Annotated in this window: 11 protein-coding genes and 1 pseudogene; 1 reads left to right on the top strand and 11 read right to left on the bottom strand. The window is 73.1% G+C overall.

The features are described 5' to 3' along the window. Positions 1-21: 21 nt before the first annotated feature. From ACOOHC_RS00725 to ACOOHC_RS00765, 9 genes are read right to left on the bottom strand one after another with little or no spacing between them, the layout of a single operon-like run. Positions 22-1,740, bottom strand: a complete 1,719-nt coding sequence (locus ACOOHC_RS00725; RefSeq protein WP_420452095.1) for a DUF389 domain-containing protein — start codon at positions 1,738-1,740, stop codon at positions 22-24. Then, a complete protein-coding gene (gene mnhG / locus ACOOHC_RS00730; protein ID WP_420452096.1) occupies positions 1,737-2,138 on the bottom strand; it encodes a monovalent cation/H(+) antiporter subunit G in 402 nt (133 codons plus the stop codon). Before mnhG ends, ACOOHC_RS00725 begins: the two co-directional genes overlap by 4 nt. After that, positions 2,135-2,395 carry a monovalent cation/H+ antiporter complex subunit F gene (locus ACOOHC_RS00735; protein WP_420452097.1) on the bottom strand — a complete coding sequence of 87 codons (261 nt, stop codon included), beginning with the start codon at positions 2,393-2,395 and terminating at the stop codon, positions 2,135-2,137. Before ACOOHC_RS00735 ends, mnhG begins: the two co-directional genes overlap by 4 nt. Continuing rightward, positions 2,392-2,961, bottom strand: coding sequence for a Na+/H+ antiporter subunit E (locus ACOOHC_RS00740; RefSeq protein WP_420452098.1), 570 nt, complete (start codon positions 2,959-2,961; stop codon positions 2,392-2,394). Before ACOOHC_RS00740 ends, ACOOHC_RS00735 begins: the two co-directional genes overlap by 4 nt. Beyond that, a complete protein-coding gene (locus ACOOHC_RS00745) occupies positions 2,958-4,454 on the bottom strand; it encodes a proton-conducting transporter membrane subunit (protein WP_420452099.1) in 1,497 nt (498 codons plus the stop codon). The genes ACOOHC_RS00740 and ACOOHC_RS00745 overlap by 4 nt, the downstream gene beginning before the upstream one ends. Further along, positions 4,451-4,912 carry a Na(+)/H(+) antiporter subunit C gene (locus tag ACOOHC_RS00750; protein ID WP_420452100.1) on the bottom strand — a complete coding sequence of 154 codons (462 nt, stop codon included), beginning with the start codon at positions 4,910-4,912 and terminating at the stop codon, positions 4,451-4,453. Before ACOOHC_RS00750 ends, ACOOHC_RS00745 begins: the two co-directional genes overlap by 4 nt. After that, on the bottom strand, positions 4,909-7,725 hold the full coding sequence (gene mbhE / locus ACOOHC_RS00755; protein WP_420452101.1) for a hydrogen gas-evolving membrane-bound hydrogenase subunit E: 2,817 nt from the start codon (positions 7,723-7,725) through the stop codon (positions 4,909-4,911). Before mbhE ends, ACOOHC_RS00750 begins: the two co-directional genes overlap by 4 nt. Continuing rightward, positions 7,722-9,197: an ATP-binding protein gene (locus ACOOHC_RS00760; protein WP_420452102.1), complete on the bottom strand. Its 1,476-nt coding sequence runs from the start codon at positions 9,195-9,197 to the stop codon at positions 7,722-7,724. Before ACOOHC_RS00760 ends, mbhE begins: the two co-directional genes overlap by 4 nt. After that, positions 9,194-9,856 carry a response regulator transcription factor gene (locus ACOOHC_RS00765; protein WP_420452103.1) on the bottom strand — a complete coding sequence of 221 codons (663 nt, stop codon included), beginning with the start codon at positions 9,854-9,856 and terminating at the stop codon, positions 9,194-9,196. The genes ACOOHC_RS00760 and ACOOHC_RS00765 overlap by 4 nt, the downstream gene beginning before the upstream one ends. Positions 9,857-10,304: 448 nt before the next feature. On the opposite strand from ACOOHC_RS00765, the gene ACOOHC_RS00770 reads away from it, so the two are divergent. Continuing rightward, positions 10,305-10,751 carry a hypothetical protein gene (locus ACOOHC_RS00770; RefSeq protein ID WP_420452104.1) on the top strand — a complete coding sequence of 149 codons (447 nt, stop codon included), beginning with the start codon at positions 10,305-10,307 and terminating at the stop codon, positions 10,749-10,751. 169 nt (positions 10,752-10,920) lie between these two features. On the opposite strand, the gene ACOOHC_RS00775 is transcribed toward ACOOHC_RS00770, so the two are convergent. Then, a complete protein-coding gene (locus tag ACOOHC_RS00775; RefSeq protein ID WP_420453838.1) occupies positions 10,921-11,463 on the bottom strand; it encodes a cation:proton antiporter in 543 nt (180 codons plus the stop codon). Between the two features lie 7 nt (positions 11,464-11,470). Then, positions 11,471-12,100: pseudogene (locus ACOOHC_RS00780) on the bottom strand (cation:proton antiporter); the annotation flags it as partial. Positions 12,101-12,164 lie beyond the last annotated feature (64 nt).

Here is a 12,164-nt window from a genome sequence, read left to right on the forward strand (position 1 = left end):
TCCGGCTCGCCGGGTCCGCGATCAACCCGTGGGTTCGCCCGCTCCCGAGCCGGTCGGCGTCGTGGTGGGGGTCGTGGCGGCGGCGGTGGTCGTCGTGGGTCCGGGCTGCCGGGTGATGTCGATCCGCTCGACGTAGAGCACGGAGACCGACGCCCCCTCTCCGAGCAGCGCGTCGATCTCGTCGACGAGATCGCTCGCGTCCGGGGCCTGCGCGCCGACCACCTCGACCACCGCGCTGGTCCGGTCGACCGAGGTGGCGGCGACGGTGACGCCCTCGCGCTCGGCCCAGGCGTCGGCGAGCACCTCCACCCGGCCGGCGAGCAGAGCGTCGGGCGAGGGGTCGCTCGACCGGCCCACGCTCTCGCGCTCGAGCCAGGTGAGCTGGACCTCGAGGGCACGATCGAAGGCGTCGTCGAGGCGGTCGGTGAGCTCGCTCATCGACGGCGGGCTGCCGACGCCGCTGGCGTCGACCCGGATCACGTCGGCGTCGTCGATGACCAGGGCGTCGAGGCGCCCGGTGCCGTCGCTGCGGCCCGTGCCGAGCCACTCGCGCACGATCGCCTCCACCCGCTCGAAGCGGCGCTCCTCGTCGGCGAGCTCCGCCGCGACGGTGGTGGTGGGCCGATCGAATCGGTCCCACTCGAGCGACAGCTGCCGTTCGGGGCCGAACGCATCGCCGAGCGCGACGGTCCGCGGGGTGTCGTCGGGCGGGAACTCGAAGCTGCGCACCCGGACGAGGACCCGATCGCCGTCGAAGGCGATCCGGGGCGGTTCGGTCGTCTCGATGTCCCCCAGCCACTCGCCGACGATCCGACTCGCCTCGAGCTGGCGGTCGGTGGCCTCGACCGCGCTGCGAGACGCCCGGTACAGCGGGATCGTGATCGCTCCGACGACCATCGCGACCGCTGCGGCGACGACGGCGGTGCGCCGGAACGTGGTCGCCAGCCGGCGCGGCGGGACGAACCCCGTGAGCACGAACACGATCGACGCGGCCAGCAGGATCGCGGCGAGGTTGGTCGTGTACAGCAGGAGCGCACCGCGCGCCAGCGTTCCCCGCCCCGCCTGCAGCGAGATCCCGACCGCTCCGAGCGGCGGGACGAGCGCGACGGCGACCGCCACCCCGGCCAGCGACGACGATGCGTCCTTGCGCACCGTGGCGTAGGCGCCGGCGGTCCCCGCTCCGAGCGCGACGACGAGATCGCGGATGTCGGGTGCCGTCCGGCTCGTCACCTCGTTCGGCAGGTCTCCGGTGACGAACGCTGCCGCGAGCAGGTACGACAGCGCGATCGATCCGAGCGTCGCGAGCGCGACGTGGCCGGCCGAGCGCGCCGCCTTCTTGAACAGGGCCATCGAGATGCACGCCGCCGCCGCAAGGACCGGCTGCATCAGCGGGGCGAGCAGCATCGCCCCGATCACGACGGCGGCCGAGTCGGCGGACAGCCCCATCACCGCGACGACGACCGAGAGCGAGAGCATCACGGCGAAGCGGCCGCCCCAGGTCCGCTCCCGCTTGATGGCCAGCTCGGCCATGATCCGCTGGCGCTCCCCGGGTTCGAGGTGGCGGTGCCACCACCGGACGTCGCGCCGGATCGGCGCCGCCGGGTCGCCGCGCTCGGATCCGGCCGGGGCCTGGTGCTCGAGACGTCGGCGCGCCTCGTCGATCTTCTCCTCGCGAGCCTCGGAACGGGGCTCGGCACCGGCCTCGAGCGGCCCGCTGGCGCCGCCCCGTCCGCTCGTCACCTCGCCGTCGATCCCGGTCCGTCCTCGCCTCCGCCACCGACGGATGGTCGCTGCGCACGTCGCTGCGCCTCGTACTCCGCGAGGTCGTCGATGTCGGCCGAGATGTCGGTGGTGATGCCGCCACGGTAGGCGGCTCGGCCGATCAGGTGCGCGGCCGCCGGCACCGTGGCGAGCTGGAAGCAGGCGATCAGCACCAGCTTGCCCACCGCCGCCGGGGACTCGACGCGCAGCGCGGCGGCCGCCAGCGTCAGCACCACCCCGAGCGTCGCCGGCTTGGTGGCGGCGTGCATCCGGCCGTAGACGTCGGTGAAGCGGTGCAGCCCGATCGCGGCCACCACGAACAGACCGGCGCCGGCGAGCAGGAGGGCGCCGGCGAGCAGATCGCGCGCGGTGGTCACGAGCGCTCCTCGATCAGCGCGGCGATGAAGACGGCCCCGACGAAGCCGAGCAGCGAGGCGACGACCAGGACGTCGAGGAAGATCCCGCTGCCCGTCCAGGCCGCGTGGGTGGCCAGGGCGGCGACGGCGATCAGCAGCAAGCTGTCCAGTCCGAGCAGGCGGTCGGGGAGCGACCCGCGGCGTGCGAGGCGGGCGACCGCGAGCACGGCGGCAGCGATCAGCGCGGCGAACGTGGCGCTGCTGGCGATGTCGATCACGGTCCGTGGGTCCCCTCTGGTCGGTTCGGTGGCGCGCTCGTCGTGCGCTCCGAGCGCGCCGGGAAGGCGCGCTCGGCCAGGTCCTCGAGGCGCGACACGTCGCGCTGCACCGCGTCGAGGTCGCGCAGGTGCAGGACGTGGACGAAGAGCCGGCTGGGTCGGTCGGCGACCTCGAGCACGAGGGTCCCCGGCGTCAGCGTGATGATGTTCGCGACGATCGCCACCACGCTGGGCGACGACGTCGCCAGCTCCACGCGCACGATCCCCTGACGGGTGCGCTGCGTCGGGGTGAGGACCTCCCACGCGACGATCGTGCTCGATTCCACGAGCTTCCAGCCGAACCACGCGGCGAGGCGCGCCGCCGCCAGCGGACGGAACCCGATGTCGGCGGCCGGCTCGCCGCCGGTCGCGCGCCCTCGAACGGCGACCAGCACGGCCACCGCGAGCGCCGACCCGCTGAGCAGGTTCGCCCAGCTCGGCGCACCCCAGAGCACCATCCAGACCGCGACCAGGGCGACCAGCGACAGCGCCCAGGCGCGCAGGGTCTCGAACCGGCGATCGCTCATCGGCCGAGGACCGCCTCGACGTAGGCGAGCGGTGCGTCCAGCGTGCGCGCCGCGGTGGTCGACAGATCCCACACCGGTCCCGCGCCGAACCCGACCGCGAGCACGATGCCCGCCACGCAGGCCGCGGCGCCGAGCATCCCGCCGGGGAGGCGCGTCGGGGTCCCGGCCGACGGCTCGTCGTGATCGGTGGGCTCGGGAGCCTCGCCCCAGAACACCCCCGACCAGATCTTGACCATCGACATCAGCGTGAGCAGGCTGACCGCGAGGCTGACCGCCACGATCCCTCCCTGCCCGGCATCGAGGCCGGCGCGGACCAGCCCGAGCTTGGCGACGAACCCCGAGAACGGCGGGATCCCGGCGATGCTCAGCGCCGGCACGGCGAACAGCGCGGCGATCGCGGGTGCCCGCCGCCGCATCGCGCCGAGCTGGCCGATGGCGCTCGAACCGCCCCGGCGCTCCACGAGGCCGGCGGCGAGGAACAGGCCCGTCTTCACCGGGATGTGGTGCACCATGTAGAAGATCGCGCCGGCGATGCCCGCGACGGTCGACAGCGCGAGCCCCATCACCATGTACCCGACCTGGCTGACGATGTGGAAGCTGAGGATCCGCTTGATGTCGTCCTGGGCGAGCGCGCCGAGGACGCCCACGACCATGGTCAGCCCGGCGATCACCAGCAGCACCGACGAAGCGCCGTCGGTCGGGAACATCAGCGTCTGGGTTCGGATGATCGCGTAGACCCCGACCTTGGTGAGCAGGCCGGCGAAGATCGCCGTGACCGGGGTGAGCGCCGTCGGGTACGCGTCGGGGAGCCAGAAGAAGAGGGGGAACAGGCCGGCCTTGATCCCGAACACGAGCACGAAGAGCAACCCCAGAGCGCTGTCGAGCCCGGTCGGCAGGTCGCCGACGCGCGTGGCGAGCTCCGCCATGCTCACCGATCCGGTGGCCGCGTAGACGATCGCGATCATGATGATCAGCAGGCTCGACGCCACCAGGTTGATGACGATGTAGATCATCGTGTTGCGGATCGTCGCCCCGTCGCTGCGCAGCGAGATCAGGACGTAGCTCGCGACGAGGGTGACCTCCACGGCGACGAACAGGTTGAACAGGTCGCTCGTGGTGTAGGCGAGCCCGACCCCGGCCGCGAGCACGAGGTAGCTCGTCGAGAACGTCGTCCACCGTTCGGGCGGGATGCGCTGGGACATCGCGAAGACGAAGACGGCGAGGAGGACGACGCTCGAGATCGTGAGCAGGAGCGCAGCGAACGCGTCGACGACGAGGGTGATGCCGACCGGTGCGGTCCAGCCGCCGATGCGGGCCACGACCACGTCGCCGTCGCGCACCGCCAGGAGCAGCAGGACGGAGGTGACCACGGCGGCGGAGAGGGCCACCAGCGCGATGCGCGCCTGGGCTCGGGGTCGCCGACCCAGGGTCACGGCGATCGCCGCGCCGACGAGGGGGAACAGGACGGGAGCGGGGACGAGGTCGGCGGTCATCGGGGATCGGCGCTCCGGTCGTCGTGGGGTCGATCGGCGACGGCGTCACCGGGGTCGACGTCCTCGGCGTCCTCGGGGGTGTCCGAGCGCAGGTCGGTGCCGCCGATCGATGCCGAGACCCGGCGATCCTCGACGTCGTCCTCGACCTCGTCGTCACCGGTCAGGGCCCAGCTGCGGTGGGCGAGCGCGAGCAGGAAGACGAGCATCCCGAAGCTGATGACGATCGCGGTGAGCGCGAGCGCCTGGGGGAGGGGCTCGGCGACGTCGTCGGGGACGGAGCCGTCCGCGGCCGAGAACGGGGGGTCGCCGGCGCGCCCGCCGGCGGCGAGCAGCAGGAGGTTCGCGCCGTGGGCGAGCAGCACGAAGCCCACGATGATCCGGGTGAGGACGCGCTGCAGGAGCAGGTACGTCCCGGCGCTGACGAGCGCTCCGGCGGTGACGACGAGGGCGATGCTCATCGGTTCCCGCCCGCCGAGGTCGGCACGGCGGGAGCGCGATCGCGCCCGGGCTCGTCACGCACGTCGTCGTCGGAGCGCGAGCCCAGTCCGTCGAGGACCGACACGACGAGGCCGACGACGACCAGGAAGACACCGATGTCGAACGGCAGGGCGGTGGTGGCCTTGACCGTCCCGAGGACGGGCACCGACGTCGTGAGCTTGCCCGCCTCGAGGAACTCGTCGCCGACGAGGTAGCCAGCGAGACCGGTCAGCCCGGCGATCGCGACTCCGGTGCCGAGGAGCGCCTCGTGGCTCACCCGGACGATGCGCGCCACGTCCGCGAAGCCCCCGCGGGCGTACTGCAGCGCGAGGGCGGCGCCGGCCACCAGCCCACCGACGAACCCGCCGCCCGGGGCGTTGTGCCCGGCGGACAGCAGGAACCCGGCGAAGACGAGGGCGACCGGGACGACGATGCGCACCAGCGCCCCGAGCAGCAGCGAGTCCGCCGCCTTCATCGCCGGTCGATCGCCGCGGTCCGAGACCCCGAGGACGAGGCTCGTGACCCCGAGCCCGGCGATCGCCAGCACCACGATCTCGCCCAGCGTGTCGAGCGCCCGGAAGTCGGTGAGGATGACGTTGACGACGTTGCGACCGCCGCCGTCGGGCAGCGCCCGGGCGAGGTAGTCGTCGGACACCGACGGTCCCCTCGACGCCGATCCGGCCGTCAGGGTGAGGGCGACGACGGCGAGGCCGGCGATCGCCGAGACGGTGACCGACATCGCCCGTCCGAGCTTCCACGGGACGCTGGGGAAGCGCTCGGGCAACCGCCGCAGCACGAGCACCAGGGCGACGACCGACAGCGTCTCGACCAGGAACTGGGTGAGCGCCAGGTCGGTGGCGCCCTGGATCACGAACAGCAGGCCGACGCTGTAGCCGACCGCGCCGACCGCGAGGGCCGCGACGAAGCGCCGGTTCGACAGCACCGTCGCGACCGCGGCGAGCAGGGCCAGGGCGCACGCCGCGAGCTGCAGCGCGGACTCCGACACGACCGCGCCGTCACCGAGGGCGAGGTGGGGGAGCAGGACCATCGTCGGTGCTCCCAGCACGACCACCACGATGATGCCCAGGTAGATCGGCAGCGACCCGTTCTGGACGACGCCCGTGGTGCGGCGAGCGACGCGGTCGAGGGCGCGCATGCACCCGGCGAAGCACGCGGCCCAGCCGATCCCGAGGGTGAGGCGCTCCTGGAGCCGCACGACCCCTGCGGACGCCACGAACAGCGCCATCCCGACGACGACCGCCACCGCCGACGACGCGAGCGCCAGATCGAAGCCCGCCCACAGCACGACCGTCGTCCCGGCGGCCGAGGGATCGACCGCGACGGCGGCGGGCTCGACGATCGCGGTCAGCGACGTCGCGACGACGCCGGCCACGAGCCCCGTCGCCGAGAGCGCGACCGCGGCGGCGGTCATCGTCGTGGCCCCGCTCGAGGACCCGAGCGCAGCACCGTCGGTCGCGGTGGCGGTCGCCGACCCGCCGAACGCCCCCCACACGAAGCGGGCGCTGTAGGCGACGGTGAGCGCCGAGCCCACGATCGCGATCAGCAGCACGACGACGGCCCACGGCTCGTCGGCCCCGAGCAGCGCCTTGAAGGCCTTCTCCTTGCCGACGAAGCCGAGCAACGGAGGCAGCCCCATCATCGAGGCGGCCGCCAGCGTCGCCGCGACGCAGGTGACCGGGAGTCGGCGGGCCAGTCCGCTCAGCTCGCGCAGATCGCGGGTGCCCGTGCGCTTGTCGACGATCCCGACGACGAGGAACAGCGCCGACTTGAAGGCGGCGTGCGCGACGAGCATCACGATCCCTGCGGCGGTCAGCGACGCGATCCCCGCTCCGAACAGGACCACGAGCAGCCCGAGCTGGGAGACGGTGCCGTAGGCGAGGAGCAGCTTGAGATCCGTCTGACGGAGCGCGACCCACCCCCCGTGGAGCATGGTGACGAGACCGAGCCCGATCACGGCCGGGCGCCACAGCTCGACCGACACCGCGAAGATCGGCGCGAAGCGGGCCACGAGGTACACCCCGGCCTTCACCATCGTGGCCGAGTGGAGGTACGCGCTCGCCGGCGTCGGCGCGGCCATCGCCCCCGGCAGCCAGCCGTGGAACGGGAACTGGGCCGACTTGGTGAGGGCGCCGAGGAGCACCAGGGCGGCGGCCGCGCTCACGGCGGGCCCCGACGGGGGAGACTGGGCGAGCTCGGACATCGACGAGGTCCCGGCGTCGACGCTCAGCAGCACGAACCCCGCCAGCATGCAGAGCCCGCCCCCCGCCGTGACGACGAGCGCCTGGCGCGCCGCGGCGATCGGTGCGGCGCGACGGTCGTCCGTGGCGATCAACAGGTACGAGAAGACCGACGTCAGCTCCCAGGCGACGTACACGAGCAGCAGGTCGTCGGCGACGACGACGCCGATCATCGCTCCGGCGAACCCGGTCAGGCGGGCGGCGAAGGCGCCGACGTCGGCGTGGCCCGCGAGGTAGGCGGAGCTGTACGCGAAGACCGCGACACCGATCGCGGAGATCATCGCGACCCAGAGCAGCGCGAAGGAGTCGATGCGTGCGGTGAGACCGAGGTCGAGCCCCTCGATCCAGGTGACGCCCGTCCGCTGCTGCGACGGCGCCGTGCCCCGCAGCGCGACGGCGAGCGACCACGCCAGGGTGGCGGCGGGTGCGACGGCGCACGCGACGAGGACGCGGTGCCCGATCCGGCGCGCGAGGAGGGGGGCGACGACGGCGACGAGGGCGTGGAGGCCGAGCAGCCCCCAGATCCACGTGGTCACGAACGCGCCTCGAGCACCCGGTCGCCGGTCCGCGGGGTCGCGGTGGCCTGGGGGATGCGGATCCCGACGCGGGTCCCCAGCTCCGTCGTCGTGACCTCCACCGTCCCGCCGTGCGCCTCGGCGACCGCCCGCACCACGCTGAGGCCGAGCCCGGTGGAGCCGTGAGCCGACTCGGAGCGGACGAAGGGCTCGAACAGCGATCCGAGGACCCGCTCGTCGATCCCGGCCCCGTCGTCGTCGACGTACACGACGAGCGCGGTGTCGTCGGAGAGGGCGCCCACGATGATGCGCGTCCGGGTGGGCGCGTGGACGGCGGCGTTCGTGACGAGGTTGAGCACGGCCTGCGCCAGCCGATCGGGGTCGACCTGGACGACGTCGTCGGGGACGGCCGCGAAGCGGACCCCGTGGGTGCCGAGACCGACGATCCGCAGGTGCAGCTCGTCGAAGAGCTCACGCAGCCGCACCGCTTCGAGGTGCACGAAGTCCTCCTCGCCGGCGTGACCCAACGTCATCAGGTCGGCGACCAGCCGCTGCATGGTCAGCAGCTCCGCGCGCACCAGGTCGACCACGTCGTCGACCGTCGCATCGGAACCCGTCGCCGCCGTCGCGGTGGAGCGCGACCGATCCTCGAGCAGCTCGAGGTGGCCGCGGGCGATGGTGATCGGCGTCCGCAGCTCGTGGGAGACCGATGCCATGAACCGGCGCTGATCGTCGACGGAGCGCTCGAGCCGATCGAGCATCCGGTTGAACTCGGCCGCGAGCAGCCCGACCTCGTTGGTGCTGCTCGTCAGCTCGACGCGCGCCCCGAGGGCCTGGAGCTCGGACGCCCGCGCCGTGCTCGCGAGGGAGCTGAGCGGGCGCAGCACCCGACGGATCCCGACCACGAGGAGGCCGGCGGCGACGATCAACCCGATGCCGGCGGCGGCGCTGATGCGTGCGAGCGAGCGCACGGCGGCGTCGCGGACGTCGCTGAGCGATCCGGCGACCAGCACCTGGGGATCGCCGTCCGTGGCGCGCACGTCGAGCGCGGCGATGCGCAGATCGCCGCGCGCGCTGGCGACGGTGGTGATCGAGCCGTCGGCGTCCTCGACCGCCACCGGGAGCCGGCCCTCGTCGCGCAGCAGCTCGAGGGTCGTCGGCGCGTCGTCGGTGGTCAGCAGGTCGGACCCGGCGCGCACGATCGTCATCGTGGCCTCGTCGCGACTGCGCTCGGCCAGGTACGCGTCCATCGTCTCCACGAGCTCCGCCGAGGAGGGCGGAGCGGCCGAGCTGCCGGCGAGGGCTGCCGGCAGGGTGAGCGCGAGGGCCTCGCGGGCCCGGAGGAACTCCCGCTCGACGCTGTCGTCGAGGCGGCGCTGGTCCGTCAGCAGGAGCGTCTCGTACATCACGAACGCCGAGAAGGCCAGACTCACGGCGAGGACCCCGATCACGATCAGGGGGAGCCGGAACTGCAGGGAGCGCATCGCCGTCATCCCTCGAAGCGGTAGCCGGACCCGCGGATCGTCACGATCACGTCCGGTCGGAGCTTCTTGCGCAGGTAGCCCACGTAGACCTCGACCACGTTCGACCCGGTGTCGAAGCCGTACCCCCACACCAGATCGAGGAGCTGGAACTCCGACAGCACCTGGCCGGGGTGACGCATGAACGTCTCGAGCAGCGAGAACTCCCGGGCGGTGAGGTCGATCTCGCGCCCGTCGAGCACGGCGCGCCGTGCGAGCAGGTCGAGGGTGACGGCCCCGACCTCCAGGCTGGTGGCGCGCTCCTGGCCCCGGTCGCGCAGGCGCGCTCGGATCCGAGCGATGAGCTCCGTCAGGCTGAACGGCTTGGAGAGGTAGTCGTCGGCCCCTGCGTTGAGCATCGCGACCCGGTCCGGGACGGAGTCCTTCGCGGTGAGCACGATGATCGGGAGGTCGCGGTCGGACTCCCGGATCCGGTCGAGCACCTCCTCGCCCGACAGCCCGGGCAACATGAGGTCGAGGATGACCGCATCGACCGGCAGCGTCCGCGCCAGCTGCACACCACGTTCTCCGCTGTGGGTGGCGACGACGACGTAGCCTTCCGCCTCGAGACCGCGCTCGAGGAAGCGCACGATGCGCTCCTCGTCCTCGATCACCAACACCGTCTGAGCCATCTGGGAGCATCCTCAGGTCGACCGATGAGCCTCGGCTGAGCGCTCGCTGAGAAGTCTCTCAGGTCACGGCACGTCGCCTCCGCGATCCACCGACCGCCGTCTCCGCGGCGCGCGGAGAACTCTCAGATCCGTCTCAGACGTGGTTCAGCGCCGCCGCCGATGCTGGTGCCCCGGCGGCGTCCGTGCCGCCGCTCACGACTCCCGAGGAGGAGATCCCATGTCGATCGCGCTCGCACTGGCCCTGTGGTACGGCCCCGGATTCGTCGCGGCCGCGTCGATGACGCACCGTGGGCACCACCCGGGCCCGTGGGTCTTCTCCGCCGCTCTCGTGGGAGCGTTGACGGTGCCCGCGGCGGTCGTCAGCCGCCGCCTGGTGCGCCGTCGGAGCGGTCGAGCCGCCGCCGGGCGATCGCCGGGTGCTCCAGGTGCTCCGGGTGGATCGCGCGGGGTGCTGGTCCTGCTCGACGCCGACGACGCCCCCGACGTCGTGCTCGCCGAGCTCCTCCTCACCTCCGCGAGCGTCGACGTGGCCGATGTGGTCGCCGTGGTCCACGAGGAGTCCGTGGCGACCGGGGCCGGGCGCGCCGAGCGCGCCATCGCCCTCGCTCTCGCGTCGTGCGCCGCCGCGCTCTCCTCACCGATCCGCGCCCGGGCCGGGGTGGTCGACACGACCGGGCTCGCGCGCTCCGGCGGCGCCGAGGTCGACCGACGCCTGACCATCGCATCGCACCGTGCGCTCGCGCGCCCCCTGCGCGGGTCGACGGCGACGCAGGCGGGTTCGTTGAGTCGCCGCGTCGGGACGTGCGTGGTGATCCCGGCGCCGGCGCACGACCGCAGCGCCGCGATGCCCGCGGGCGTCGCCACCACGAGCGTCCCGGCTGCCAGCGCGGCGTGAGCCTCCGAGCGCGCGGCGAGCGCGCGCCGGGCGCTCGCCCCCTCGACCGGCCGTGCGGGCGGAGGGTTCGCACGCCTCGCGGGGATCCGACGGCGTCGCAGCGGCGGCTCGCGACCGCCGGACGATCGCCACGTCGGAGTCGACGGTCCGGATCGGGGCGCTCGCACGATCAGGCCCGCGCCGCGGGTTCGTCGTCGATGAGGCCGTGGCCCCAGCGCTCGATGTCGCGCAGGTCGCTCCGTGTCGGGGCGACGACGAGCAGGACGTCACCGGGCTCGATCGTCGTGCTGCCGTGCGCCACGATCGTCGCGTCGTCGCATCGGATCACCGTGACGCGCGCTCCCGCCGGCGGCGGCGACGCCCCGAGCGTGGTCGGGTGCACCGTCGCGTCGGAGGGGATGCTGATCTCGATGAGGTCGGCATCGTGGGCGTCGACGGGGACGATCTCGGAGCGGATCGTCGGTCGCTGGTCGGCCACGACACCGAGCCGCCGCGCCAGCGATCCGACGGTCGGTGCCTGGAGCGCGACGGATACGACGACCACGACGAACGCCACGTTGAAGATCAGCGCTCCGTCGGGGTGGCCGGCGGTGAACGGGATCGTGGCGAGGACGACCGGGACCGCGCCCCGCAGGCCCGCCCACGACACGACGACGGCCTCGCGCTGCGGTGTCCCGAACGGCGTCAGGACAGCGGAAACCGCTGACGCGATCGAGCGTGCGCCGACCGAGCTGACCGACGGCGAGTCCGACGATCACACCCGCGCCCATCTGGACACCGAGGAACCGAACCCAGTCCCACGCGGTCGGATCCGCACGCCACGTCTCCAGCACGCCGATCGTCAACAGCACGGCGACCGGGTCGTTCATGCCGGATTCGAGCTGCAGGAGCTGTCGCGTTCGTTCCCGCAGCGCCTCCGAACGCAGCGAGGCGAAGACCGCTGCGGCATCCGTCGACGCGACGACCGACCCGAGGAGCAGCGCGATGGTCGAGTCGAGATCGAGCGCCCACCAGACCACGAGCGCCACGACGCCCGCTGTCACCGCGACTCCGACCGTGGCGAGAGCGCCCGCCGACGCTCCGACCGAGCGGAACGCGTCGGGATGGGTCCCCATGCCACCTTCGAACAGGATGACGACGAGCGCCACGACGGCGATGTCCTGCACGAGCGGCGCATCGTCGAAGCGGACGATCGCGAGCCCGTCGTCGGCGACCAGCATCCCCAGACCGAGGAACAGCAGGAGGCTCGGGATGCGCCAACGGGACGTGAGACCACTCGCGATCACCCCGACCAGCAGCAGGACCCCGCCGAGCAGGACGCCGGCATCGACCGAGAAGCCGGCGCTCATCGCGCACCCATCCGGATCACCGGGCCGAGGGTTCGGACGGGCCGGCTCACGGCTTGCTCGGCGC

Source organism: Ilumatobacter sp. (assembly GCF_965215205.1).
In the GTDB taxonomy this organism is placed as follows: Bacteria; Actinomycetota; Acidimicrobiia; order Acidimicrobiales; family Ilumatobacteraceae; genus Ilumatobacter_A.

What these genes read in the sequence shown, in the direction of transcription:
- ACOOHC_RS00740 (WP_420452098.1), bottom strand. Translation starts at nt 2,961, where the DNA reads ATGAGCGATCGCCGGTTCGAGACCCTGCGCGCCTGGGCGCTGTCGCTG.
- ACOOHC_RS00745 (WP_420452099.1), bottom strand. Translation starts at nt 4,454, where the DNA reads ATGACCGCCGACCTCGTCCCCGCTCCCGTCCTGTTCCCCCTCGTCGGC.
- ACOOHC_RS00750 (WP_420452100.1), bottom strand. Translation starts at nt 4,912, where the DNA reads ATGAGCATCGCCCTCGTCGTCACCGCCGGAGCGCTCGTCAGCGCCGGG.
- ACOOHC_RS00760 (WP_420452102.1), bottom strand. Translation starts at nt 9,197, where the DNA reads ATGACGGCGATGCGCTCCCTGCAGTTCCGGCTCCCCCTGATCGTGATC.
- ACOOHC_RS00765 (WP_420452103.1), bottom strand. Translation starts at nt 9,856, where the DNA reads ATGGCTCAGACGGTGTTGGTGATCGAGGACGAGGAGCGCATCGTGCGC.